This is a genomic window from Marinobacter qingdaonensis (genome assembly GCF_034555935.1).
Lineage (GTDB): Bacteria > Pseudomonadota > Gammaproteobacteria > Pseudomonadales > Oleiphilaceae > Marinobacter > Marinobacter qingdaonensis.
Window position 1 is genome coordinate 1,241,900 of record NZ_JAYDCJ010000003.1, and the last position, 24,504, is coordinate 1,266,403.

22 protein-coding genes and 1 tRNA gene are annotated in these 24,504 nt (G+C 61.8%); 19 read left to right on the top strand and 4 right to left on the bottom strand.

Annotation, left to right across the window (positions count from 1 at the left end):
* Window positions 1–95: 95 nt before the first annotated feature.
* Window positions 96–575: an SsrA-binding protein SmpB gene (smpB, locus tag U5822_RS08840; protein WP_322855259.1), complete on the bottom strand. Its 480-nt coding sequence runs from the start codon at window positions 573–575 to the stop codon at window positions 96–98.
* A 178-nt stretch (window positions 576–753) separates the two neighbouring features.
* Between smpB and U5822_RS08845 the strand changes: the two genes are divergently transcribed.
* The 3 genes from U5822_RS08845 (at window position 754) to U5822_RS08855 (ending at window position 3,163) form a co-directional block, all read left to right on the top strand.
* Window positions 754–2,373, top strand: coding sequence for a sodium-dependent transporter (locus U5822_RS08845; RefSeq protein WP_322855260.1), 1,620 nt, complete (start codon window positions 754–756; stop codon window positions 2,371–2,373).
* Between the two features lie 65 nt (window positions 2,374–2,438).
* Complete coding sequence (locus tag U5822_RS08850; protein ID WP_322855261.1) at window positions 2,439–2,882, top strand: type II toxin-antitoxin system RatA family toxin; 444 nt, start codon at window positions 2,439–2,441, stop codon at window positions 2,880–2,882.
* The gene (locus U5822_RS08855; RefSeq protein ID WP_322855262.1) at window positions 2,882–3,163 is read left to right on the top strand and encodes an RnfH family protein; all 282 of its coding nucleotides are present in this window, start codon (window positions 2,882–2,884) and stop codon (window positions 3,161–3,163) included. Before U5822_RS08850 ends, U5822_RS08855 begins: the two co-directional genes overlap by 1 nt.
* A 9-nt stretch (window positions 3,164–3,172) precedes the next feature.
* Here the strand turns inward: U5822_RS08855 and U5822_RS08860 are convergent, their stop codons facing one another.
* Window positions 3,173–3,499 (bottom strand): outer membrane protein assembly factor BamE, encoded by a 327-nt coding sequence (locus tag U5822_RS08860; protein WP_322855263.1) that lies wholly within the window; start codon window positions 3,497–3,499, stop codon window positions 3,173–3,175.
* A 120-nt stretch (window positions 3,500–3,619) separates the two neighbouring features.
* Here U5822_RS08860 and fur point away from each other — a divergent pair, with 120 nt between their 5' ends.
* Window positions 3,620–4,030: a ferric iron uptake transcriptional regulator gene (gene fur, locus U5822_RS08865; protein ID WP_322855264.1), complete on the top strand. Its 411-nt coding sequence runs from the start codon at window positions 3,620–3,622 to the stop codon at window positions 4,028–4,030.
* 75 nt (window positions 4,031–4,105) lie between these two features.
* On the opposite strand, the gene recN is transcribed toward fur, so the two are convergent.
* Window positions 4,106–5,785: a DNA repair protein RecN gene (recN, locus tag U5822_RS08870; protein WP_322855265.1), complete on the bottom strand. Its 1,680-nt coding sequence runs from the start codon at window positions 5,783–5,785 to the stop codon at window positions 4,106–4,108.
* 284 nt (window positions 5,786–6,069) lie between these two features.
* On the opposite strand from recN, the gene grpE reads away from it, so the two are divergent.
* The 7 genes from grpE (at window position 6,070) to greA (ending at window position 15,866) form a co-directional block, all read left to right on the top strand.
* Entirely contained in the window at window positions 6,070–6,672 is a 603-nt protein-coding gene (grpE, locus tag U5822_RS08875; protein ID WP_322855266.1) for a nucleotide exchange factor GrpE, read from the top strand.
* Between the two features lie 89 nt (window positions 6,673–6,761).
* A complete protein-coding gene (dnaK, locus tag U5822_RS08880; RefSeq protein ID WP_322855267.1) occupies window positions 6,762–8,687 on the top strand; it encodes a molecular chaperone DnaK in 1,926 nt (641 codons plus the stop codon).
* A 77-nt stretch (window positions 8,688–8,764) separates the two neighbouring features.
* A complete protein-coding gene (gene dnaJ / locus U5822_RS08885; RefSeq protein WP_322855268.1) occupies window positions 8,765–9,889 on the top strand; it encodes a molecular chaperone DnaJ in 1,125 nt (374 codons plus the stop codon).
* 25 nt (window positions 9,890–9,914) lie between these two features.
* Window positions 9,915–10,715: a 4-hydroxy-tetrahydrodipicolinate reductase gene (gene dapB, locus U5822_RS08890; protein WP_322855269.1), complete on the top strand. Its 801-nt coding sequence runs from the start codon at window positions 9,915–9,917 to the stop codon at window positions 10,713–10,715.
* 227 nt (window positions 10,716–10,942) lie between these two features.
* Window positions 10,943–12,073, top strand: a complete 1,131-nt coding sequence (gene carA / locus U5822_RS08895; RefSeq protein WP_322855270.1) for a glutamine-hydrolyzing carbamoyl-phosphate synthase small subunit — start codon at window positions 10,943–10,945, stop codon at window positions 12,071–12,073.
* Between the two features lie 90 nt (window positions 12,074–12,163).
* Window positions 12,164–15,382 carry a carbamoyl-phosphate synthase large subunit gene (gene carB / locus U5822_RS08900; protein WP_322855271.1) on the top strand — a complete coding sequence of 1,073 codons (3,219 nt, stop codon included), beginning with the start codon at window positions 12,164–12,166 and terminating at the stop codon, window positions 15,380–15,382.
* A 4-nt stretch (window positions 15,383–15,386) separates the two neighbouring features.
* The gene (gene greA, locus U5822_RS08905; RefSeq protein ID WP_322855272.1) at window positions 15,387–15,866 is read left to right on the top strand and encodes a transcription elongation factor GreA; all 480 of its coding nucleotides are present in this window, start codon (window positions 15,387–15,389) and stop codon (window positions 15,864–15,866) included.
* Window positions 15,867–15,943: 77 nt separating this feature from the next.
* Here greA and yhbY read toward each other — a convergent pair whose 3' ends face one another.
* Entirely contained in the window at window positions 15,944–16,255 is a 312-nt protein-coding gene (gene yhbY / locus U5822_RS08910) for a ribosome assembly RNA-binding protein YhbY (protein WP_322855273.1), read from the bottom strand.
* A gap of 374 nt (window positions 16,256–16,629) precedes the next feature.
* Here yhbY and ftsH point away from each other — a divergent pair, with 374 nt between their 5' ends.
* The 8 genes from ftsH (at window position 16,630) to nusA (ending at window position 24,496) form a co-directional block, all read left to right on the top strand.
* On the top strand, window positions 16,630–18,573 hold the full coding sequence (gene ftsH, locus U5822_RS08915) for an ATP-dependent zinc metalloprotease FtsH (RefSeq protein WP_322855274.1): 1,944 nt from the start codon (window positions 16,630–16,632) through the stop codon (window positions 18,571–18,573).
* Between the two features lie 86 nt (window positions 18,574–18,659).
* A complete protein-coding gene (gene folP / locus U5822_RS08920) occupies window positions 18,660–19,490 on the top strand; it encodes a dihydropteroate synthase (RefSeq protein WP_322855275.1) in 831 nt (276 codons plus the stop codon).
* Window positions 19,490–20,833, top strand: coding sequence for a phosphoglucosamine mutase (glmM, locus tag U5822_RS08925; RefSeq protein WP_322855276.1), 1,344 nt, complete (start codon window positions 19,490–19,492; stop codon window positions 20,831–20,833). The genes folP and glmM overlap by 1 nt, the downstream gene beginning before the upstream one ends.
* A 75-nt stretch (window positions 20,834–20,908) precedes the next feature.
* Entirely contained in the window at window positions 20,909–21,673 is a 765-nt protein-coding gene (gene tpiA, locus U5822_RS08930; RefSeq protein WP_322855277.1) for a triose-phosphate isomerase, read from the top strand.
* An 18-nt stretch (window positions 21,674–21,691) separates the two neighbouring features.
* On the top strand, window positions 21,692–22,072 hold the full coding sequence (secG, locus tag U5822_RS08935) for a preprotein translocase subunit SecG (RefSeq protein ID WP_322855279.1): 381 nt from the start codon (window positions 21,692–21,694) through the stop codon (window positions 22,070–22,072).
* A gap of 7 nt (window positions 22,073–22,079) precedes the next feature.
* Window positions 22,080–22,164, top strand: a tRNA-Leu gene (locus U5822_RS08940).
* A 319-nt stretch (window positions 22,165–22,483) separates the two neighbouring features.
* A complete protein-coding gene (rimP, locus tag U5822_RS08945; protein WP_322855281.1) occupies window positions 22,484–22,945 on the top strand; it encodes a ribosome maturation factor RimP in 462 nt (153 codons plus the stop codon).
* 57 nt (window positions 22,946–23,002) lie between these two features.
* Window positions 23,003–24,496 (top strand): transcription termination factor NusA, encoded by a 1,494-nt coding sequence (gene nusA / locus U5822_RS08950; protein ID WP_322855282.1) that lies wholly within the window; start codon window positions 23,003–23,005, stop codon window positions 24,494–24,496.
* The last annotated feature ends 8 nt before the right edge of the window (window positions 24,497–24,504 follow it).

Here is a 24,504-nt window from a genome sequence, read left to right on the forward strand (position 1 = left end):
GAGTATAGGCCTGATGAAAAAATGCGCAAAGAGAGTAGGTTTGCGACACAAAAATGTGCCGCAGTGAGGTCGGTGTCAGGCGGCGGGTTGAGTGGTTAGCCGTTGGCTTCGCGCAGAATGCGTTGCTTCTGGCGGTTCCAGTCCCGCTCTTTCTCGGTCGCCCGCTTGTCGAACTGCTTCTTGCCTTTCACCAGGGCGATCTCGCATTTGACCTTGTTCTTCTTCCAGTACAGGGCCAGGGGAATGCAGGTGTGACCGGTCTGGTTCACCTTGCCGATGATCTTGGAGATTTCCTTGGCGTGCAGCAGCAGCTTGCGGGTTCGGGTCGGGTCCGCGATGACGTGGGTCGAGGCCGTATTCAGCGGCGTGATGTGCGAGCCAAGCAGCCAGGCCTCGCCGTTTTTCAGCAGCACGTAGGCATCCACCAGCTGGGCCTTGCCGGCACGCAGGGATTTGACTTCCCAGCCCAGCAGGGCGAGGCCCGCCTCGAAGCGTTCTTCAATGTGGTATTCGTGTTTCGCCTTCTTGTTCAGGGCGATGGTACTGCTCGGCGTTCCGGGCTTTTTCTTGCTCATGAATCAACAATCCGGGGTCGGACAAATGAACGAATGGGTCGGCGTTCTGGCCGGCAAAACGCGCATTGTAGCCCACAGGTGCCAGACCGGTCACGAAATCACGGACTTGCAGCTGGCGGTTCGTGCGTGGATCGAACGATCGGCTACAATGTGAAGCCAGTTATCTTCAGGGACGCGAATGCCTACGCCGTATCAGACACATATCGGGTCCTTCACCCGGAAATCAACCTTCTTCTGGGCCGCGGTCGGTGCCACCGTGGGCCTCGCCAATCTATGGCAGTTCCCCTACCTGGCCAGCCTGCACGGGGGCGGCCTGTTCGTGCTGCTGTACCTGGCCAGCCTGCTGCTGGTGACCCTGCCGCTGATGGTGACCGAGGCGGTGCTTGGCCGCTATGCCCGTCATGGCCTGGTGCTGGCCATGGATGGTTTCATCCGCAGTGCCAAGGTGTCCCGGTGGTGGATGGCCGCGGGCCGGTTGGGCATTCTGGCCGCCTTCCTGGTGTTGTCGTTCACCGCGGTTTTCGGCTCGATCGCCCTGGCCTATGTGTTCTACGGCGCCATGGGGCTGTTTTCGAACGCCGACCAGGCCGGCGCCACCGCGATTCTCTCGGGCCTGGTGTCCGACCCCAACGAGTACCGGGTGTTCATGGGCTGGCATGCGGCGTTTCTGGTGCTGGTGGTCTGGGTCTCGGTGCAGGGCGTGGTCAAGGGGCTGGAGCGCACGCTGCGGGTGGTGGTGCCCGGAACCCTGCTGTTGATGCTCGGGTTGTTCGCACTCGCCGCCTGGCACGGCTGGGTCGATGGTGCCGTCGGCCAGCTGCTGGAACTGCACCCGGACCGAGTCTCTCTCGCCAGTGTCAAAGCGGCGCTGTTCCACGCCTTCTTCACCCTCGGCCTGGGCATGGGCGTGTGGGCTATCTTCGGCGCCTACACAGCGCCCGAGACCCGGCTTAAGCGGTCGATCCTGGCGGTGGTGCTGATGGACACCCTGGTGGCGATCCTGGCCGGATTGATGATCTTCTCGGTGGCCGCGGACGGCGCCAGCTTCGACGGCGAGCGCGGCTTTGGCCTGTTGTTCGTGTCCCTGCCGGTGACCCTGGGGCAACTACCGGCCAATCAATTCGTGCTCGCCACCGTGTTCCTGCTGGTGGTGATGATTGTCTGGACCACGTCGCTGGCGCTGATGGAACCGGTGGTGGGCTGGTTCCGAGAATGGACCGGGGCGCCCCGGGGCTGGTCGGCGCTGATCGTCGGACTGCTGGTGTGGCTGGCGGGGCTGGCCTCGCTGCTGTCGTTCAACGTCTGGGCCAGTGACCGGTTTGCCGGGGCCACGGTGTTCCGTTGGCTGGAGCTGCTGACCGGCGGGCTGTTGATCCCGGCGGTGGCCATCCTGATCTGTGTGTTCACCGGCTGGCGTCTGACCCACAGCCTGTCCCATCGGATCCTGGGGCGGGCGCCGGTGTTGTTTGCCGCCATCTGGTACTGGGTCATGCGGCTGGTGTTGCCGGTGGTGATCGCCTACATCGGCATCCAGTACACTGCCTTCTCGCTGACCAACCTGTGCGCGAGCGGCGGCGATGGCATCTGGTGTGGCCGGCCGGCGAGCGTGTTGTCCACTGTGGATCAGGGCACTCTGGCGCCGAAGGACGAAGCCGAGACCAAGGCCGAACAGGGTGCGCCGGCACCCCAGCCCGCGCCTAAATCCGAGGGCACGGCACCGACCCGCGATAGCCAGCCGAAGGCCGGGCCGTCCGGAAATGGCCCAAAAGAGGGCGAGATCCTTTATCATAGCGTTTGAGCTGGCGCGTCTGTTCCAAAGGCTCGTATATTCAAGCAAGTTGATCAGCAGGACACCCGGTACCCATGCCCCATCAGATCGATAAATCAGCCCTTGTCATGCACTCGGCGGAGCGAATGTTCCACCTGGTGAACGACGTTGCCCGCTACCCGGAGTTTTTGCCCTGGTGCGCCAACACCCGGATCCATGACCAGAACGCTGAGCAGGTCACCGCATCGATGGAGATCGCCAAGGGCGGGGTGCGCCACACCCTGACCACCCGCAACCAGTTGCAGAAGCCCGAAGCCATCGAGATGAGCCTGGTGGACGGTCCGTTCCGCAACCTGGCCGGGCGCTGGCACTTCAAGCCGCTCAGCGAGACCGCCTGCAAGGTGATCCTGACCCTGGAGTTCGAATTTTCCGGCTCCCTGTCGCGCATGGCGTTTGGTTCGGTGTTCAGTCAGGCCGCCACCACCATGGTCGACGCCTTTTGCAAGCGGGCCGACGAACTCTACGCGGGAGGTCAGTGATGCCGGTGGTGGAAGTGGCTTACGCGCGCCCGGACAAGCAGGAAATCGTGCCGGTGACCGTACCGGAGGGCACGACGGCGCTGGAGGCGGTAAAACTCTCGGGGATTGTCGCCCTCTTTCCGGAGGTGGATCCGGAAAGCATCGACATGGGCATATTTGGCAAGGTGATCAAGGACCCCGCCGCCCACCAGCTTCGGGAGGGGGATCGGGTGGAGCTCTATCGTCCGCTCAAGATCGATCCCAAGCAGGCCCGACTGAACCGGGCCAAGAAGAAAGGCTGAGCAGCCGGCTCAGTAGGCGGGGGTCTCTTTCAGCAGCTGGGCTTCGTAGTGGGAGAACTGGTCGTCGTTGTAATAGACGATGATGCGCTGCTCCTCGATGTCCCCGCCGCTGCGCTGGAAGGTGTAGATGTAGTACTCCCGGGACGCGTCCACGGGATTCAGCATCAGCGGTGTTCCCATCAGCGCGTGCACCTGGCTTCGGGGCATGCCCGCGGTCAGCGCTGTAAGCTCCTCATCAGTGACGATGTTGCCCTGTTGCACGTTGATCTTGTACACCCCAGGGAAGACACAACCGGTCATGATGAGAGTGAGAATGAGAGCTGTGAGCTTTTGCATCGCCGGGGGAAATCCTCTATCTTGAAATCGCCTGCTGAGGCAGGTGCGGCACGGGTTAACCGTCTAAGGCGGCTTCATCATACCGGAAGCCGTGAAGCACACCAAAGAGTGAATAGTAACATGTCATCTGAAAACGCCGAATTGCGAAAAGTCGGTCTGAAAGTCACTCTGCCGAGAGTGAAAATCTTCAACATTCTGGAGAACTCTGAAGAGCACCACCTGAGTGCCGAAGACGTTTACAAGAAACTGTTGGAGCAGGGGGATGACGTGGGGCTGGCAACCGTGTATCGGGTGCTGACCCAGTTCGAAGCGGCAGGCCTGGTGTTACGCCACAACTTCGAAGGTGGTCATGCGGTGTTCGAGATGGCCGGAGACGACCATCACGACCATATGGTCTGCACCCAGACCGGTGAGGTTATTGAGTTCGTTGACGAAGTCATCGAGGAACGTCAGCAGAAGATCGCCAGGGAACGTGGTTACGAGATCGTCGACCACAGCCTGATCCTCTACGTGAAACCCATCAAGTCCTAAAAAGAAAAAAGGGGCGGGTGATTAACCCGCCCCAACAGCTCTCAGGATCGAGAGGGGTAGTGGTTCGTCGCCAGATCAGTGATGGGTCGCCTGCCCCTTGGAAAACATCTCCCGGGCATGGGCAATCGTGTGCTCGGTCATGTCCACGCCGCCCAACATTCTTGCCACTTCACTGATTCTGCCGTTGTCGTCCAGGGTCTCGATTTTCGAGAAGGTGGCGTCCCTTTCGGTAAATTTGCTCACAAACAGATGCTGATGGCACTGCGCGGCCACCTGCGGCAGGTGCGTGACGCACAGCACCTGGCCATTGCTGCCCAGGGTGCGCAGCAGGCGTCCGACCACCTCGGCGGTGCCGCCGCCAATGCCCACATCCACTTCGTCGAACACCAGGGTCGGGGTGGTTGAGGTCTGGGCCACCACCACCTGAATCGCCAGGCTGATCCGCGACAGTTCGCCGCCGGAGGCCACCTTGGCCAGTGGTCGGGCCGGCTGGCCCGGGTTGGCGCTGACCAGAAATTCTATGTCCTGCTGGCCGTGCGGGGCCGGCTCGTCGTTGGCGTTGCGGCTGAGCCGGGTAACGAACTGCACCGTCGGCATGCTCAGCTGCGCCAGTTCCTCGGCCACGCGCTGATCCAGGTCCACCGCCGCCTGCTCGCGGGCTTCGGTCAACTGCCCGGCCAGTGCGTCAAAGGCCGCACGCTGCTCCTGCAGTTCCACTTCCAGTTGCTCCAGGCTGCCGGCGCCGCCGTTCAGTTCCGCCAGTTCCGCGCTCAGGTTCTGGTGCAGTTCCGGCAATTCCTCCGGGGTAATCCGGTGCTTGCGGGCCATCTGGTAAATGCTGCTCAGGCGCTCCTCCACCTCGGCCAGGCGGGCCGGATCGGCCTCGTAGTCCTCCACGAACCGGCGCAGGTTGTCACCGGCTTCGCCGATCTGGATCTGGGCCTCGTTCAGCATCTGGATGGTGTCGGCCAGGGCGGGCACCTCAACCGGCAGCTGCTCCAGTTGTTGCAGCGCCTGGCGCACCAGGTCCGCGGCGCTGGTCTCGTCCTCGGTGCACAGCAGGGCTGCCTGGTGGCTGCTGTGCAGCACCGCGTCGGCCTGGCTCAATTGTGCCTGTTCCTGTTCCAACTGGTCCTGCTCGCCATCGTCCAGAGCCAGGCGGTCCAGCTCCTCCACCTGGTAGCGCAGCAGCTGCAGCTTGGCCTCAGTTTCGTCGGCGTTCTGCTGGCGCTCGGTCAGCCGCTGGCGGGTCTGGTTCCAGACCTTGAACGCGGCATGGGTGTCGGCCGCCAGGGCTTCTACCCCGGCGAATTCGTCCAACAGCTTACGGTGGGTGTCCTTGCGCAGCAGGGACTGGTGCTGGTGCTGGCTGTGGATGTCCATCAGCAGGCCGCCCAGATCCTTCAGGTGAGCCAGCGGGCAGGGCTGGCCATTGATGTAGGCGCGGGAGCGGCCGTCCTTGCTGATGACCCGGCGCAGGATGCAGTCGCTGTCGTCGTCCAGCTCGTGCTGCTCCAGCCACGCCACGGCTTCCGGGATCTTGGCAACGTCAAAGGTGGCGGTGATGTCGGCGCGCTTGGCGCCGTGACGCACGGCACCCGCGTCCGCCCGGCCGCCCATGGCCAGTCCGAGCGCGTCCAGGACAATGGACTTGCCGGCGCCGGTTTCCCCGGTCAGTGCCGTCATGCCCGTGTTGAACTGCAGTTCCACCCGTTCGGCGATGGCGTAATTGGAAACCGTAAGCTGAGTAAGCATGCAGATAACCTCCGCGTCCTTCGAATTGCTGCGCTGAACAACCCGCTGTGTAAGCTGGGCGAAATACTGTTTGGTTATACAGTGACTGTGAATATATGCAGGGTTTTTTCGGTTTGCAAATCGGCGGGTCGGGAATTTTTCCGGGAAACCGTGCGGGGTGGTTGAAACCTGAACACGGGGCCCCATATCCGTCCCCAACTAGAAATTTCCGGCTCGCGTCGGTCGGAAGCCATGTTGAATCGGCCGTCTGGTTGTCGGCCGCCGGATAGCTAGCAGGAGAACTCATGAGCACTGACGAGAACCGCACCGAACAGGTAGAAGACGAGCTGAACGAAGCAACCGAAGCCGCGGCCGAAGAGGTCCAGGCCGAGGCGGAAGCGGCCGAGGGTGGCGAGTCTGAAGTGGACGCGCTGAACGCGAAGGTCCAGGAGGCTCAGGACCAGATGCTGCGGCTGCAGGCGGAAATGCAGAACGTCCGTCGCCGGTCCGAGATTGATGTCGAGAAGGCTCACAAGTTTGCGCTGGAAAAGTTCGTGAAGGAGCTGCTGCCGGTCGCTGACAGCCTGGAGAAGGCGGTGGAGAGCACCGAGGGCAGTGATGACGCCGGTGAACTGGTGGCCTCCATCCGTGAAGGCGTCGAGATGACCCTGAACCTGTTTATGAGCAGTCTGGGCAAGTTCAATGTCGAGCAGGTGAACCCGGTGGGCGAGCCGTTTGACCCCCAGCAGCACGAAGCCATGTCCATGGTGCCGGCGCCGGATGCCGAGCCCAACAGCGTGGTCGCGGTGGTGCAGAAAGGGTATCTGCTCAATGGCCGTGTGGTCCGTCCGGCCATGGTCGTGGTCGCCAAGGCCGAAGACGCACCAAAAATTGATGAGCAGGCTTGAAAAGGCGATTAACGCGCCAATATAGCCTGTAAATGGTCAGAGCCGGGGCGATTCCCCGGGAAAGTATTCAGAAGCATTGGAGTGACTCAATGAGCAAGATTATCGGTATCGACCTGGGAACCACCAACTCCTGTGTCGCCATCATGGATGGTGACAAGGTCAAGGTTATTGAAAACGCCGAGGGTGATCGCACCACCCCGTCCATCATCGCCTACACCGATGACGGCGAGACACTGGTAGGCCAGTCTGCCAAGCGTCAGGCGGTCACCAACCCGCACAACACCCTGTACGCCATCAAGCGTCTGATCGGTCGTCGTTTTGAAGACGACGTGGTCCAGAAAGACATCAAGATGGTGCCGTACAAGATCACCAAGGCTGACAATGGCGATGCCTGGGTTGAGGTAAAAGGCGAGAAGATGGCACCGCCGCAGGTGTCCGCGGAAGTTCTGAAGAAGATGAAGAAGACCGCGGAAGACTACCTGGGCGAGAAGGTAACCGAGGCGGTGATCACCGTTCCGGCCTACTTCAACGACAGCCAGCGTCAGGCCACCAAGGACGCGGGTAAGATCGCCGGTCTGGAAGTGAAGCGGATCATCAACGAGCCGACCGCTGCGGCCCTGGCCTATGGTCTGGACAAGAAGAGCGGTGACCGTACCGTAGCCGTGTACGACCTGGGTGGTGGTACCTTCGACCTGTCCATCATCGAGATTGCCGATGTGGACGGTGAGCACCAGTTCGAGGTTCTGGCCACTAACGGTGACACCTTCCTGGGTGGTGAAGACTTCGACCTAAAAATCATCGAGTACCTGGCTGACCAGTTCAAGAAAGACAGCGGCATCGACCTGCGTGGTGATTCCCTGGCGATGCAGCGTCTGAAGGAAGCTGGTGAGAAGGCCAAGATCGAGCTGTCCAGCAGCCAGCAGACCGACGTCAACCTGCCGTACATCACCGCAGACGCGTCCGGTCCGAAGCACATGAACGTCAAGCTGACCCGCGCCAAGCTCGAGTCACTGGTGGAAGATCTGGTTCAGCGCAGCCTGGAGCCGTGTAAGGTGGCCCTGCAGGACGCTGGCATGAAGGCCGGTGAAATCGACGAGGTTATCCTGGTCGGTGGTCAGACCCGTATGCCGCTGGTGCAGGAAAAGGTTAAAGAGTTCTTCGGCAAAGAGGCCCGCAAGGACGTTAACCCGGACGAAGCCGTGGCCATGGGTGCTGCCATCCAGGCCGCCGTGCTGTCTGGCGACGTGAAAGACGTTCTGCTGCTGGACGTTACTCCGCTGACCCTGGGTATCGAAACCATGGGTGGCGTGGCGACCCCGCTGATCGACAAGAACACCACCATCCCGACCAAGAAGTCGCAGACCTTCTCCACCGCGGATGACAACCAGACCGCCGTGACCATTCACGTGGTCCAGGGTGAGCGCAAGCAGGCGAACCAGAACAAGTCGCTGGGTCGTTTCGATCTGGCCGACATTCCGCCGGCGCCCCGTGGCGTGCCGCAGATCGAAGTCACCTTCGACATCGACGCCAACGGCATCCTGAACGTGTCTGCGAAAGACAAGGCGACGGGCAAGGAGCAGTCCATCGTTATTAAGGCCTCGTCCGGTCTGAACGACGACGAGATCGAAAAGATGGTGCAGGACGCCGAGGCCAACGCCGAGGAAGATCGCAAGTTCGAGGAGCTGGTGCAGGCCCGTAATCAGGGCGATGCCATGGTGCACGCGGTACGCAAGACTCTGAGCGAAGCCGGTGACAAGGTCAGCGACAGCGAGAAAGAGTCCATCGAAGCGTCCATCAAGGAGCTGGAAGAAGCTCTGGAAGGTTCCGACAAGGACGACATCGAAGCCAAGACCCAGAAGCTGACCGAAGTGTCCTCTGAGCTGGCTCAGAAGATGTATGCAGATCAGGCCGAGCAGGCGCAGCAGGCCGGTGGTCAGGAAGAGGCCCAGGGCCAGCAGTCTGACGACGCCGTTGACGCCGAGTTTGAAGAAGTCAAAGACGACGACAAGCGGTAAATCTGACGTACATCAGGCAGTTGGAAAACGCGGGGAACTCCCCGCGTTTTCCGCGTTTAAAAACAGGGTTTTGAAGCATGGCCAAGCGCGATTATTACGAAATTCTCGGGGTTTCCCGGGATGCGGACGAGAAAGACATCAAGCGAGCCTACCGCAAGCTTGCGATGAAATATCACCCCGACCGTAACCCGGACGACACCGACGCCGAGAACAAGTTCAAGGAGGCCAGCGAAGCCTACGAGATCCTGGCGGACGACTCCAAACGCGCCGCTTACGACCAGTTCGGTCACGCCGGTGTCGATGGCCAGGCCGGCGGTGGCTTCGGCGGTGGCGGTGCCAGCTTCTCCGACATCTTCGGGGATGTGTTTGGCGATATCTTTGGTGGCGGTGGTCGTGGCCGCAACACCCGCGGTGCCGATCTGCGCTACACCCTTGAGCTGGATCTCGAGGAGGCCGTGAAAGGCAAGACCGTCCAGATCAAGATCCCGGGTCACCGGGAGTGTGAGGTCTGTGATGGCAGTGGGGCCGAAAAAGGCTCCACCCCGGAAACCTGCGGTACCTGTAAGGGTATGGGGCAGGTGCGCATGCAGCAGGGCTTCTTCACCGTGCAGCAGGCGTGTCCGACCTGTCGCGGTTCCGGTCAGATCATCAAGAATCCGTGCAAGTCCTGCCACGGTCAGGGCCGGGTTCAGGAAGAAAAGACCCTGTCGGTCAAGGTGCCGCCGGGTGTCGATACTGGCGACCGTATCCGCCTGTCCGGTGAGGGCGAGATGGGTATTGACGGTGGTCCGCCCGGGGATCTGTACGTGCAGATCGCGGTGCGTGAGCATGCCATCTTCACCCGGGATGGTCGTAACCTATACTGTGAGGTGCCGATCAGCATCGTGGATGCGGCCCTGGGTGGCGAGTTGGAAGTGCCGACCCTGGATGGCCGGGTCAAGCTGAAGATTCCGGCCGAGACCCAGACCGGCAAGCTGTTCCGCCTGCGCAACAAGGGCGTCAGCCCGGTTCGTGGCGGCCCCTCCGGCGACCTGCTGTGCCGGGTGATCGTGGAGACGCCGGTGAACCTGACCAAGCGTCAGAAGGAACTGCTGGAAGAGTTCCAGCAGACCCTGGACGGCGGCAACGGCAACGAGCACGCACCGAAGAAAACCTCCTGGTTTGAGGGTGTGAAAAGCTTCTTCGACGAAATGAAATTCTGACCGGCCGATAAAAGGAAGTGCGAGCATGAGGGTAGCAATCATCGGCGCCGCCGGGCGCATGGGCAAAGTGTTGATCGAAGCCGTTGACGGCACCGAGGGTCTGGAGCTGGGTGCGGCCGTGGTCGAGCCGGGCAGCAGTCTGATCGGTGCCGATGCCGGCGAGCTGACCGGTATCGGTAAGACCGGGGTCAAGCTGGTGGGCGCCCTGGATGAGGTCAAGGACGATTTCGATGTGCTCATCGACTTTAGCTTCCCGGACCTGACCCTGGCCAACGCCGAGTTCTGCAAGACCCACGGCAAACGCCTGGTGATCGGTACCACCGGCATGTCGGAGGCCGAAAAGGCGCAACTGGCGCTGGCGGCGGAATCGGCGCCGGTGGTGTTCGCACCCAACATGAGCGTGGGTGTGAACGTGGTCCTCAACCTGCTGCGTACCGCCGCCCAGACCCTCGGCGACGACTACGACGTGGAAATCATTGAGGCCCACCACCGCCACAAGAAGGACGCGCCGTCCGGAACTGCCCTGCGCATGGGTGAGGTGGTGGCGGACGCCCTCGGTCGGGACCTGAAGGAATGCGCCGTCTACGGCCGCGAAGGCTTCACCGGCGAGCGCACCCGCAAGGAGATCGGTTTCGAGACCATCCGCGCCGGTGACGTGGTGGGCGATCACACCGTGCTGTTCGCCACCGAGGGGGAGCGCATTGAGGTTACCCACAAGGCCAGCAGCCGCATGACCTTCGCCAAGGGCGCCATGCGGGCGGCGCTGTGGCTGGCGGACAAGCCAGCGGGCCTGTACGACATGCAGGACGTACTGTCGCTCAAATAGGCCGGTGGGCGTGATTTTGAATGGACAGAAAGCCGCATATTTTTTACACTAGGGCGGTTTAACTGCACCAAGCGTAGCTTTTAAAAACGCCCGTGAAACCTAAAGCGTTTACGGGCAACAAAAAGCGGGACGGAGTTTTGACTCCCTCTCGCTTTTTTGCGACCTGAATTTGCGCTTGCGTTCCTGTTCGTGACGAACCGATACGCCACTCGATGAGGATACAAGCCTTGAGCACACCTGCAATCCTTGCACTCGCAGACGGAAGCCTGTTCTACGGCACTGCCATTGGCGCTGACGGAGAAACCAGCGGCGAAGTGGTGTTCAACACCGCCATGACCGGCTACCAGGAAATCCTGACTGATCCGTCCTATTCCCGCCAGATCGTGACCCTGACCTATCCGCACATCGGCAACACCGGTGTGAACGAGGAAGATGTCGAGTCCGACCGCGTCCAGGCCGCCGGCCTGATCATTCGCGACCTGCCGCTGACCACCAGCAACTGGCGCAGCAAGGGCTCGCTGGACGACTACCTGCGCAGCAACAACATTGTCGGCATCGCCGACATCGATACCCGCCGCCTGACCCGCATCCTGCGTGACAAGGGGTCCCAGAACGGGGCCATCGTCGCCGGTGCCGAGGCGACGGCCGAGCGTGCGCTGGAGCTGGCCAAGGCCTTCCCGGGCCTGAAAGGCATGGATCTGGCCAAGGAAGTGACCTCCGAGAAGGTCTGGAACTGGACCCAGAGCGAGTGGACCCTGGACGCGGGTTACGGCGAGCGCGGTGATGCCCGGTTCAAAGTGGTCGCTTACGATTACGGCGTGAAGTTCAACATCCTGCGCATGCTCGCCGCCCGCGGCTGCGACATCACCGTGGTACCGGCCCAGACCCCGGCCTCTGAGGTGCTGGCGATGAATCCGGACGGGGTGTTCCTGTCCAACGGTCCGGGCGACCCCGAGCCCTGTGACTACGCCATCAAGGCGATCCAAGAAGTGTTGGAGACCGAGATTCCGGTATTTGGTATTTGCCTGGGCCACCAGTTGCTGGCCCTGGCCAGCGGCGCCAAGTCCATGAAAATGGGCCACGGCCATCACGGTGCCAACCACCCGGTGCAGAACCTGGCCGACGGTACGGTGATGATCACCAGCCAGAACCACGGCTTTGCCGTGGACGAGAGTTCGCTGCCCGAGACCCTGAAAGCGACTCACAAATCCCTGTTCGATGGCACCTTGCAGGGGATTCGTCGCACCGACAAGCCGGCGTTCAGTTTCCAGGGCCACCCGGAAGCCAGTCCCGGCCCCCACGACGTGGCGCCGCTGTTCGACGAGTTCATCCGGCTGATGGAAGCCCGGTCTGCCTGAGGGCAGAGCCTCCGGGCCAGCGCCCGGAACCGACACGCGCCGCGTTTTGCGCTGCAAGAATTTCATAGTTGCTGACAGGTTTTACAAGACATGCCAAAACGTACCGACATCCAAAGCATTCTGATCCTGGGCGCGGGCCCCATCGTCATCGGACAGGCGTGCGAGTTCGACTACTCCGGAGCCCAGGCCTGTAAGGCACTGCGGGAAGAGGGGTACCGGGTCATCCTGGTCAACTCCAACCCGGCCACCATCATGACCGACCCGGTCATGGCCGATGCCACCTACATCGAGCCGATCACCTGGAAGACCGTCGCCAAGATCATCGAAAAGGAAAAGCCGGATGCGCTGCTGCCGACCATGGGTGGCCAGACCGCGCTGAACTGCGCCCTGGACCTGGAAAAGCACGGTGTGCTGGCCGAGCACGGCGTTGAGATGATCGGCGCCAACGCCGACACCATCGACAAGGCCGAAGACCGGGACCGGTTCGACAAGGCGATGAAGAAGATTGGCCTGGAGTGCCCGCGCGCCACCATCGCTCACTCCATGGACGAAGCCTGGAAAGTGGCCGACGACATCGGTTTCCCCTGCATCATCCGGCCGTCCTTCACCATGGGTGGCTCCGGTGGCGGCATCGCCTACAACCGGGACGAGTTCGAGGAAATCTGCCAGCGCGGCCTGGACCTGTCGCCGACCAACGAGCTGCTGATCGACGAGTCCCTGATCGGCTGGAAAGAGTATGAGATGGAGGTCGTTCGCGACAAGAACGACAACTGCATCATCGTCTGTGCCATCGAGAACTTCGACGCCATGGGCGTGCACACCGGTGACTCGATCACCGTGGCTCCGGCCCAGACCCTGACCGACAAGGAATACCAGATCATGCGGAACGCCTCGCTGGCGGTTCTGCGTGAGATCGGTGTCGAGACCGGCGGCTCCAACGTGCAGTTCGGCATCAACCCGGACACCGGCCGCATGGTGGTCATCGAGATGAATCCGCGGGTGTCCCGCTCCTCGGCGCTGGCCTCCAAGGCCACCGGTTTCCCGATCGCCAAGGTGGCTGCAAAGCTGGCGGTGGGCTATACCCTCGATGAGCTGCGCAACGAAATCACCGGCGGCGTGACCCCAGCCTCGTTCGAGCCCAGCATCGACTATGTGGTCACCAAGATTCCCCGGTTCACCTTCGAGAAATTCCCCCAGGCCGATGCCCGCCTGACCACCCAGATGAAATCCGTGGGCGAGGTCATGGCCATCGGTCGGACCTTCCAGGAATCCCTGCAGAAGGCCCTGCGGGGTCTGGAAGTCGGTTCCGAAGGCTTTGACGAAAAGCTCACCGACCTGAGTTCGGAAAACTCCCAGGAAACCCTGACCCGCGAACTGAATGTGCCCGGCGCCGAGCGCGTCTGGTACATCGGTGACGCCTTCCGCGCCGGCATGAGCGTCGAGGACGTGTTCGAGCACACCAAGGTCGACCCCTGGTACCTGGTGCAGATCGAGGACATTGTCCGCGAAGAGCAGGCGCTGAAATCCGCCGGTAAGGCCGACATCGACCAGGCCACCCTGTTCCGGCTCAAGCGCAAGGGCTTCTCCGATGCCCGTCTGGCCAAGCTGCTGGGCATTTCCGAAGTCAGCCTGCGCAAGCTGCGCCACGACCTGGACATCCGTCCGGTGTACAAGCGGGTGGACACCTGCGCCGCCGAATTTGCCTCCGACACCGCCTACATGTACTCCACCTATGAGGAAGAGTGCGAGTCGGACGCCAGCGACCGGGACAAGATCGTGGTCATCGGTGGTGGCCCGAACCGCATCGGCCAGGGCATCGAGTTCGACTACTGCTGTGTCCACGCGGCCCTGGCCATGCGTGAGGACGGCTACGAAACCATTATGATCAACTGCAACCCGGAGACCGTGTCCACCGACTACGACACCTCCGACCGGTTGTACTTTGAACCGATCACCCTGGAAGACGTGCTGGAGATCATCCACGTCGAGAAGCCCAAGGGCGTGATCGTGCAGTACGGCGGCCAGACCCCGCTGAAACTGGCCCGTGGCCTGGAAGCGGCCGGCGTGCCGATCATCGGCACCAGCCCGGACGCCATCGACCGCGCCGAGGACCGGGAGCGGTTCCAGCAGATGATTACCCGCCTGGGCCTGAAGCAGCCGGACAACGCCACCGTGCGCAGCCACGAGGAAGGCATTCTGGCGGCCCGGGAAATCGGCTACCCGCTGGTGGTGCGCCCGTCCTACGTTCTGGGTGGTCGCGCCATGGAGATCGTCTACGACGAGGAAGAGCTGGTGCGCTACATGCGCAACGCGGTGCTGGTGTCCAACGACAGCCCGGTGCTGCTGGACCACTTCCTGAATGCCGCCATTGAGGTCGACATCGACGCCATCAGCGACGGCAAGGACGTGGTCATCGGTGGCATCATGCAGCACATCGAACAGGCCGGCGTGCACTCCGGTGACTCCGCCTGCTCCCTGCCGCCGTACACCCTGTCCCAGCAGGTGCAGGACGAGATGCGCGAGGCCGTGAAGAAAATGGCGATCGAGCTGGACGTCATCGGGCTGATGAACGTGCAGCTGGCCTGGCAGGATGGCGAGATCTACGTGATCGAGGTCAACCCGCGGGCGTCCCGGACCGTGCCGTTTGTGTCCAAGGCCATTGGCGTGTCCCTGGCCAAGGTCGCGGCCCGGGTCATGGCCGGTGTGTCCCTGGCCGAGCAGGGCTTCACCCAGGAGATCGTGCCGTCCTACTACGCGGTCAAAGAGTCGGTGTTCCCGTTCAACAAGTTCCCGGCCGTGGATCCGATCCTTGGGCCGGAGATGAAGTCGACCGGTGAGGTCATGGGCCTGGGTGACAGCTTTGACGAAGCCTTCGCCAAGGCTGCGCTGGCGGTCGGTGAGCGGCTGCCGGTGAAGGGCACCGCCTTCATGTCGGTGCGGGACGTGGACAAGCCGGGTGCGGCCAAGGTCGCCCGCGATCTGGTCGAGGCCGGATTCAAGCTGATCGCGACCACCGGCACCGCCAAGGCGCTGCGTGAGGCCGGCATCGAGGTCGAGCGCATGAACAAGGTGCGTGAAGGCCGGCCCCACATTGTGGACGCCATCAAGAACGGACAGGTCCAGCTGATCATCAACACTACCGAAGGGCGCAAGGCCATTTCCGACTCGGCCCAGATTCGCCAGTCCGCCTTGCAGACCAAGGTGACCTATACAACCACACTGGCAGGCGGCGAAGCCTTTTGCCGGGCCATCAAATTCGGCCCGGAGCGCACTGTACGTCGCCTCCAGGATCTCCACGCAGGAAAGTGAGACTATGTCTGACAGAGTACCAATGACCAAGGCGGGCGAAACCCGCCTCCGCGAGGAACTTCAGAAGCTGAAAACTGAAGATCGCCCGCGGGTGATTGCCGCCATCGCCGACGCCCGCGAGCACGGCGATCTGAAAGAAAACGCGGAATACCACGCGGCCCGGGAGCAGCAGAGCTTCGTCGAAGGCCGGATCCAGGAAATCGAAGGCAAGCTGGCCTCGGCCCAGGTCATCGATGTGACCACCATGGAGAACACCGGCAAGGTGATCTTCGGCACCACGGTGCACCTGCTGAACATGGATAGCGACGAGCAGGTCCGCTACCAGATCGTGGGTGAGGATGAGGCCGACATCAAGGCCGGCAAGATCTCCATCTCCTCGCCCATTGCCCGCGCGCTCGTGGGCAAGAACGAAGGCGACGTGGTAGCCATCCGCGTGCCCTCGGGCACCGTGGAATACGAAATCGAAGAGGTGGAGTACGTCTAAGCGACGGGACTGCACAAAAAAAAGCCGGCTCGGGTGCTGCCCCAGCCGGCTTTTTTGTGTCCGTCAGTCTGATGCGATCAGTTCTTGAAGCGCAGCAGGTTGGACAGCTTGGGGTTGGGCTTCTTGGCGCGCCGAAGAATCACCGCGATCTTGCCAATCGACTGCACCAGTTCGGCGCCCGCCACCTTGCACAGCTCCTGCATTGCTTCCTGGCGCGCTTCACGGTCAGGATTGGCGACTTTGATCTTGATCAGCTCGTGGTCGTTCAGGGCCCGCTCCAGTTCCTCCTGGAGTCCTTCGGACAGGCCCTTGTCGCCAACGATGATCACCGGCTTCAGATTGTGGGCAATAGCCCGGTATTCCCGGCGCTGTTCCGGAGAAAGGCTCATGATGTGATCTCTTTATGAATGCGATTAACAAAAGGTCAGCGTTTTGGCGCCGACAAACTCGTAGACTAGCCAGTGTATCAGATCGCCGGTCCTGAAAAATGGCCGTTAACACTTATCCTGGGCGCGCTCCGGGCGTTGCGGATGGCGGTCGCGGCGGCCGATTGGTCGCCGGGGCGTTGTAATTTCAGATTTCGCGCCCAATATCAGGGTATGACCGCGCTTATTGGCATTGGCCGGCGCGGACACGGGCGCTCTAGCACCGCCCGCCTGTGGCCGATACGGATGGGCCGTTTCTGGTGGACCGGCGTACAATTGGTGTAAGGTGTCAGGAAAGGGCTCCGGAAGGCGGCCCTTCAATTCACAGGTGACGATCCTTGAACGATATGGCAAAAAATCTGGTTCTCTGGCTAATCATAGCCGCAGTGCTGCTGATGGTGTTTCAGAATTTCTCTCCCACACCCGGCGGCCAACAAGTCAATTATTCCCAGTTTGTTGAAATGGTCCAGCAGGGCCAGGTCAGCAGGGTGACCATCGATGGTCTGGAAATTCAGGGTACCCGCGGTGACGGCTCCCAATTCCAGACGATCCGTCCCCAGGTGTCCGACAACAAGCTGATGGACGATCTGCTCGCCAACCAGGTCGAGGTGATCGGTAAGGAGCCTGAGCGCCAGAGCCTGTGGACGCAGTTGCTGGTCGCGGCCTTCCCGATCCTGATCATCATCGCGTTGTTCGTGTTCTTCATGCGCCAGATGCAAGGTGGCGGGGGCGGTAAAGGCCCGATGTCGTTCGGCAAGAGCAAGGCGCGGCTGATGAGCGAAGACCAGATCAAGACCACTTTCGCCGACGTCGCCGGTGTCGACGAGGCCAAGGAAGACGTCAAGGAACTGGTGGATTTCCTGCGGGATCCGAGCAAGTTCCAGCGTCTGGGTGGCAGCATCCCCAAGGGCGTGCTGATGGTGGGGCAGCCGGGTACCGGTAAGACCCTGCTGGCCAAGGCGATTGCCGGCGAGGCCAAGGTGCCGTTCTTCTCCATCTCCGGCTCCGACTTCGTGGAAATGTTCGTGGGTGTGGGTGCCTCCCGGGTACGCGACATGTTCGAGCAGGCCAAGAAGCAAAGCCCGTGCATCATCTTCATCGACGAAATCGATGCGGTCGGTCGCCATCGTGGCGCCGGCATGGGTGGTGGCCACGATGAGCGCGAGCAGACCCTGAACCAGCTGCTGGTTGAGATGGACGGTTTCGAAGGCAACGAAGGCGTGATCGTGATCGCCGCCACCAACCGTCCGGACGTGCTCGACCCGGCGCTGCTGCGCCCGGGCCGTTTCGACCGTCAGGTCGTGGTGGGCCTGCCCGACATCATCGGTCGCGAGCAGATCCTGAAAGTGCACATGAAGAAGGTGCCGCTGGCGGACGGCGTTGAGCCGGCCCTCATTGCCCGCGGTACCCCCGGCTTTTCCGGTGCCGATCTGGCCAACCTGGTGAACGAGGCGGCGCTGTTCGCAGCCCGTCGGAACCAGCGCCTGGTATCCATGGAGGAGTTTGAACTCGCCAAGGACAAGATCATGATGGGCGCCGAGCGCAAGTCCATGGTCATGAGCGAGAAGGAAAAGCGCAACACGGCTTACCACGAGTCCGGTCACGCCATCGTCGGCCGGCTCATGCCGGAGCATGACCCGGTGTACAAGGTCAGTATCATCCCGCGCGGCCGCGCCCTGGGTGTGACCATGTTCCTGCCGGAAGAGGACAAGTACAGCCACAGCAAGCGCTATCTGATCAGCTCCATTTGCAGCCTGTTCGGTGGCCGGATTGCGGAAGAGCTGACTCTCGGCTTCGATGGTGTTACCACCGGTGCCTCCAACGACATCGAGCGCGCCACCAGCCTGGCCCGCAACATGGTGACCCGTTGGGGTCTGTCCGAGAAGCTGGGACCGCTGCAGTACGACACCGACAGCGAAGAGCCCTTCCTGGGCCGGTCCGCCGGTCAGTCGCAGACCGTGTACTCGCCGGAAACCGCCCAGCGCATCGACGAGGAAGTGCGGAACATCATCGATGAGTGCTACGAAAAAGCGCGCCAGCTGCTGATCGACAACCGCGACAAGCTCGACCTCATGGCCGATGCCCTGATGAAGTACGAAACCATCGACCGCTTCCAGATCGACGACATCATGGAAGGTCGGGTGCCGCGTCCGCCCAAGGGCTGGGGTGACAATGGTCCGACCGGTGGGGCTACCGCCGGGGATTCGGAGCAGGTCGCCGGTGCCAAGGACGCCAGCGACGATCGTCAGCCTGGCATTGGGCGTCCGGCCGGCGAGCACTGACTCGCCCGCAAGACCCCTAGCTGAAAAAATGCGCCGTCCGGATTCCGGGCGGCGTTTGTTTTTGTCACTCCGAAACAGGATGGGTTATGGAACTGAATTTTGCCGGGCGGGCGCTCGATATGTCCCGCTGCCACGTCATGGGCGTGCTGAACGTCACGCCCGACTCCTTTTCCGATGGTGGCCAGTTCAACAGCCCGGCGGCAGCGATGGCCCGGGCCCGGCAGATGGTGGCGGACGGCGCCGCGTTTATCGATGTGGGGGGCGAATCCACTCGCCCGGGTGCGTCGCCGGTGTCGGTCCAGGAAGAGATGGACCGGGTATGTCCGGTGGTCGAGGCCATCGCCAAGGAGCTGGACGTGGTGGTGTCGGTGGACACCAGTGCGCCGGAGGTCATGGCCGAAACCGCGCGCCTGGGCGCGGGGCTGATCAACGACGTACGTGCCCTGCAGCGTGACGGTGCCCCCGAGGCCGCCGCCAAGGCCGGCATTCCAGCCTGCATCATGCACATTCAGGGCGAGCCGGATACCATGCAGGACCGGCCGCACTACCGGAATGTCCGGCGGGACGTCAGTTCGTTCCTGACCGAGCGTATGCGGATCGCGGAGCAGGCCGGGATGCGCCCGGAGAACATCATCCTCGATCCCGGGTTTGGTTTTGGTAAAACCCTGGAGCACAACCTGCAGTTGCTGGCGTGCCTGGAGCAATTGCACGTGCTGGGCCACCCGCTGCTGGTGGGGATGTCGCGCAAGTCCATGCTGGGCGCGATCACCGGCCGGGAAGTCACAGAACGGTTGCCCGCGAGTCTCGCCGCCGCGACAATAGCGGCCATGAAAGGCGTCAGCATCGTTCGGGTGCATGACGTTCGGGAAACTGTGGACGCCGTCAAGGTAGTGACGGCCATGAAGGAGGCACGCTGATGTCCGACAGAAAGTATTTTGGCACCGATGGCATCCGGGGGCGGGTTGGCGAAACGCCGATTACCCCGGAGTTCATGTTGCGCCTGGGTTGGGCGGCCGGACAGGCGTTCAAGCGTGACGGTCAGCGCAACAGCGTGCTGATCGGCAAGGACACCCGCCTGTCCGGGTACATGTTCGAATCTGCCCTGGAGGCGGGGCTGTCCGCCGCCGGTGTCGACGTCAAACTGCTCGGGCCCATGCCGACCCCGGCCATTGCCTATCTGACCCGCACCTTCCGTGCCTCGGCCGGTATTGTCATCAGTGCCTCTCACAATCCACACCATGACAATGGCATCAAGTTCTTCTCGGCGTCCGGTACCAAGCTGGACGACGCCCTGGAGACCGAGATCGAACGCTGGCTCGATCAGCCCCTGGAAGTGTGCGCCTCGGCCGACCTGGGCAAGGCGTCGCGGGTCGATGACGCGCCGGGTCGCTACGTCGAGTTCTGCAAGAGCACCGTACCCAACGAGTTCACTCTGGAAGGCAAGAAGATCGTGCTCGATTGCGCCCACGGCGCGACCTACCACGTCGCCCCGAAAGTCTTCCGGGAGCTGGGTGCCAAGGTGTCCGTGATTGGGGGCGAGCCGGATGGTCTGAACATCAACCTCAATGTGGGTTCCACCGAGTTGGGCGCGCTCAAGCGCGCCGTGGTCGAGCAGGGCGCCGATCTTGGCATTGCCTTCGACGGCGACGGCGACCGGGTGATGATGGTGGACCGGGACGGCAGCGAGGTCGATGGCGACGAACTGCTGTTCGTGATTGCCTCCCAGCGTTTTGCCGAGGGCCGGCTCAAGGGCGGCGTGGTCGGCACGCTGATGACCAACCTGGGCGTCGAGCTGGCCCTGCGGGAGCAGGGCATCGAATTCGAGCGCGCCAAGGTGGGTGACCGCTACGTGATGGAGCGGCTGCTGGCGAACAACTGGGTGCTGGGCGGCGAAGGGTCCGGCCACATGGTGATTCGGGATTGCACCAGCACCGGTGACGGCATCGTCTCCGCCCTGCAGGTATTGCTGGCAATCAGCAAGTCGGGCAAGACCCTGGCGGATCTGCGTCGGGGCATGACCAAATTGCCGCAGACCATGGTCAACGTCCGGGTGGCGGAGCGGTTCGATCCGCTCGGCCGGAACGACATTGTTGCCGCGGTCCAGCGCGCCGAGGCCGAATTGGGTGATGGCGGTCGTGTGCTGTTGCGGGCGTCGGGCACCGAGCCGCTGATTCGGGTCATGACCGAAGGTCAGGACGCTGAGGTGATTGCCCGTATCGCCAACGAGCTCGCCGTGGTGGTCGAGCAGTCCGCGCCTTAGTGGCGAAAATTCAGGCGGTTGTCTGCCGGGAGGGAGTGCTGTATAGTTCGCCCTCCCTCACGTTTGGGAAGAGTTATGCGCCGTAAGATCGTAGCCGGAAACTGGAAAATGAACGGGTCGAAAGACCTGGCCAAAGAGCTTGTCGGCTGTGTTCGGTCTGAGGCCGAAGCGCTTGATAATGGTGTGGAGGTTGTTATTATCCCTCCCGCGATTTATGTCGGTGATGTCGTTGAACAGGCTGGCGGTAAGCTGGCGGTTGGCGTGCAAAACGTGGGGCAGTGGTCCTCTGGGGCCTACACCGGGGAAGTGTCCGCGGACATGGCCAAGGATCAGGGTTGCGAGTACGCCCTGGTCGGGCACTCGGAACGGCGTCAGCTGTTCGGCGAAAGCGACGAGCTGGTGGCTGCCAAGGTGGAGCGATTGCTCGCCTCTGGTCTGACCGCGATCGTCTGCGTCGGCGAGACCCTGGATGAGCGTGAGGCTGGCCGGGCCGAAGCGGTCGTAGCGTCGCAGGTGAAAGCCGCGCTGACCAAGGTGGCGGCCGAGCAGTGGGGCCAAGTGGTCATTGCCTATGAGCCTGTCTGGGCCATCGGTACTGGCAAGACCGCGACCGCGGAAGACGCCCAGGCCATGCACGCTGCGATTCGGGTCACGTTGGCCGAAGCTGGAGCGCCCGCCGAGAGCATTTCCCTGCTTTACGGCGGCAGTGTAAAAGCGGATAATGCAGCCGCTTTGTTCGCCGAGCCGGATATTGACGGCGGTTTGATCGGCGGAGCATCGTTGAAGTCAGAAGATTTTGTAAGTATTTGCCGAGCCATGCCGGCAGGTGCTGAAAGTTAAAGGTTCGCGAGAGTCGTTATGGATTGGATGGAAACACTGGTAGTCGTTGTGCACGTGGTGATTGCCGTGGCACTGGTGGGTCTCGTGCTGATCCAGCAGGGTAAGGGTGCCGATGCAGGCGCCGCCTTCGGTGGTGGTGCCTCCCAGACGGTATTTGGTAGCCAGGGTAGCGGCAGCTTCCTGACCCGGATCACGACCATCCTGGCGATCGTGTTTTTTGTGACGAGTTTTTCGCTGGCGGTCTTCGCCAAGCAGCGCGCCGAAGTGGCGGGTGAAGCAGGTATTCCTATGGTCGAGGAATCCCGGCATTCAGCGCCCATGGAATCGGCTGGCGAAGCCGAGGCCGAGCAGGCCGGCGAAACCGAGAGCGGGGAGTCTGATCTTCCCGAGCTCGAGTAAGAGTGTTGCCCGGGTGGTGGAACTGGTAGACACGCTATCTTGAGGGGGTAGTGGCGAAAGCCGTGCCGGTTCGAGTCCGGCCCCGGGCACCATATTAGAAGAAAAAAACGGCTTGGCTAACCCAGGCCGTTTTTTTTGGTCAGTCCTTGACCAGTCCGTTTGGCGTCTCTATACTCCGGCGGATATTGAGACCAGCGCCCTGGGCGCAGGTTTCTGGCAGGCCAGGTGTCTGTCAGCAGGAAGCGGTTCATCGGTGTGCTTCCTGTGAGTTCTTGCAACAAAAGGCCCCAACATTCGGGGCTTTTTGATTAAGGGGCCTGGCGCATCAGGCCCTGGTGCATAAAAAGGGCTGATCAACAGCCCTTTTTTTGTTTTTGGGCCCGGTAAATTTACGAACGGAGATGGCAAAACTTGTCAGCCAAGCTTAAGCAACTGGAAGACATTCTTCGCCCGGTGGTGGAAGGCCTCGGTTACGAATTCTGGGGCATCGAGTACCGCTCGCAGGGCCATTACTCCAAGCTTCGGGTGTTCATCGACAACCCGGAACAGGGGGTGTCGGTCGACGATTGTGAGAAAGTCAGTCGTCAGATCAGTGGTGTGATGGATGTGGAAGACCCCATCCAGACCGAATATACCCTGGAAGTGTCATCGCCCGGAATGGATCGCCCGCTGTTCCGCCTGGAGCAGTATGAGGCGTTCGCGGGGCATCGGGTCCAGATCCGATTGCGCATGGCCTACGAGGGGCGGCGCAAGTTCGAGGGCCTGCTGAAAGGCATTGAAGGTGACGATGTGGTTGTGGTGGTCGACGACCACGAGTATCTGCTGCCGTTCGAGAGCATTGAGCGGGCACACATCGTCCCGGTTTTTGAGTGAACACATCTGAATAACAGTCATTGGACGCACAGTCTATTTTGAGGGCAGGGCAATCGAATGAGTAAAGAGATCTTGCTGGTGGTTGAGTCCGTCTCGAACGAGAAAGGAGTCGAGAAGGATGTGATTTTCGAGGCGATCGAACTCGCTCTCGCCACCGCGGCCAAAAAGCGGTACGAGGACGAAGAAGCCGACATTCGAGTGTCTATCGACCGTCGCACCGGCGAATACGAAACCTTCCGTCGCTGGCTGGTGGTCGACAACGACGCCGTGCCAGCGCTGGGAACCGAGCTGACTCTGCAGGAAGCGGGTGACATCGACGAAGAGCTCAAACCGGGCGACATCCACGAAGAGAAGATCGAGTCGGTGGCCTTCGGTCGGATTGGCGCCCAGGCGGCCAAGCAGATCATCTTCCAGAAAGTGCGTGAAGCCGAGCGCACCAAGATTGTCGACAGCTACCGTGACCGGGTCAGTGAGCTGGTGTCCGGTACCGTCAAGAAGGTAACCCGCGACAACGTCATCGTTGACCTCGGCGCCAACGCCGAGGCCCTGCTGCCCCGGGAAAACCTGATTCCCCGGGAGACTTTCCGCATGGGCGACCGGGTTCGCTCCCTGCTGCTGGAGATCCGCACCGACCATCGCGGCCCGCAACTGATCCTCAGCCGTACCGCGCCGCAGATGCTGATCGAACTGTTCCGCATTGAAGTGCCTGAGATCGCCGAGGAGCTGATCGAGATCCGTGGTGCCGCCCGCGATCCGGGCTCCCGCGCCAAGATTGCCGTCAAGACCAACGACCGCCGGATCGATCCGGTCGGCGCCTGCGTCGGTATGCGTGGTTCGCGGGTTCAGGCCGTGTCCAACGAACTCGGTGGTGAGCGCGTCGATATCGTGCTGTGGGACGACAACCCGGCCCAGCTGGTGATCAACGCCATGGCACCGGCCGAAGTCGCGTCCATCGTCATGGACGAGGACCGCCACACCATGGACGTCGCGGTTGCCGAAGACAACCTGGCCCAGGCCATTGGTCGTAACGGCCAGAACGTACGCCTGGCCACCGACCTGACCGGCTGGACCCTGAACGTGATGACCGAGGAAGAAGCCGGCGAGCGTCAGGAACAGGAGTACAATCGTCTGGTTGAGCACTTCACCAGCAACCTGGACGTCGACGACGAGTTTGCCGGCTTCCTGATTGAGGAAGGCTTCACTTCCATTGAAGAAGTGGCCTATGTCCCCATGGAAGAGATGCTGGCGATCGACGGCCTGGACGAAGAAACCGTCACCGAGCTGCGTCGCCGCGCCAAGGATGTCCTGTTGAACCAGGCCCTGGCCAGCGAGGAGGCGCTTGAGGGTGCCGAGCCGGCAGAAGACCTGCTGGGTATGGACGGCATGGACCGCGGACTGGCGTTCAAACTGGCCGGCATGGGCGTACGCACCATGGAAGATCTGGCCGAGCAGTCCGTAGGTGATTTGCTTGAGATTGAAGGTATGGATGAAGAGCGTGCCGGTCAGCTCATCATGACCGCACGTGCCCCCTGGTTCGAAGACCAGGCTTAATTCGGGAG

Coding starts and splice junctions, on each gene's coding strand:
- smpB (WP_322855259.1), bottom strand. CDS start 575: ATGAGCAAGAAAAAGCCCGGAACGCCGAGCAGTACCATCGCCCTGAAC.
- U5822_RS08845 (WP_322855260.1), top strand. CDS start 754: ATGCCTACGCCGTATCAGACACATATCGGGTCCTTCACCCGGAAATCA.
- U5822_RS08850 (WP_322855261.1), top strand. CDS start 2,439: ATGCCCCATCAGATCGATAAATCAGCCCTTGTCATGCACTCGGCGGAG.
- U5822_RS08855 (WP_322855262.1), top strand. CDS start 2,882: ATGCCGGTGGTGGAAGTGGCTTACGCGCGCCCGGACAAGCAGGAAATC.
- U5822_RS08860 (WP_322855263.1), bottom strand. CDS start 3,499: ATGCAAAAGCTCACAGCTCTCATTCTCACTCTCATCATGACCGGTTGT.
- fur (WP_322855264.1), top strand. CDS start 3,620: ATGTCATCTGAAAACGCCGAATTGCGAAAAGTCGGTCTGAAAGTCACT.
- recN (WP_322855265.1), bottom strand. CDS start 5,785: ATGCTTACTCAGCTTACGGTTTCCAATTACGCCATCGCCGAACGGGTG.
- grpE (WP_322855266.1), top strand. CDS start 6,070: ATGAGCACTGACGAGAACCGCACCGAACAGGTAGAAGACGAGCTGAAC.
- dnaK (WP_322855267.1), top strand. CDS start 6,762: ATGAGCAAGATTATCGGTATCGACCTGGGAACCACCAACTCCTGTGTC.
- dnaJ (WP_322855268.1), top strand. CDS start 8,765: ATGGCCAAGCGCGATTATTACGAAATTCTCGGGGTTTCCCGGGATGCG.
- dapB (WP_322855269.1), top strand. CDS start 9,915: ATGAGGGTAGCAATCATCGGCGCCGCCGGGCGCATGGGCAAAGTGTTG.
- carB (WP_322855271.1), top strand. CDS start 12,164: ATGCCAAAACGTACCGACATCCAAAGCATTCTGATCCTGGGCGCGGGC.
- greA (WP_322855272.1), top strand. CDS start 15,387: ATGTCTGACAGAGTACCAATGACCAAGGCGGGCGAAACCCGCCTCCGC.
- yhbY (WP_322855273.1), bottom strand. CDS start 16,255: ATGAGCCTTTCTCCGGAACAGCGCCGGGAATACCGGGCTATTGCCCAC.
- folP (WP_322855275.1), top strand. CDS start 18,660: ATGGAACTGAATTTTGCCGGGCGGGCGCTCGATATGTCCCGCTGCCAC.
- glmM (WP_322855276.1), top strand. CDS start 19,490: ATGTCCGACAGAAAGTATTTTGGCACCGATGGCATCCGGGGGCGGGTT.
- tpiA (WP_322855277.1), top strand. CDS start 20,909: ATGCGCCGTAAGATCGTAGCCGGAAACTGGAAAATGAACGGGTCGAAA.
- secG (WP_322855279.1), top strand. CDS start 21,692: ATGGATTGGATGGAAACACTGGTAGTCGTTGTGCACGTGGTGATTGCC.
- nusA (WP_322855282.1), top strand. CDS start 23,003: ATGAGTAAAGAGATCTTGCTGGTGGTTGAGTCCGTCTCGAACGAGAAA.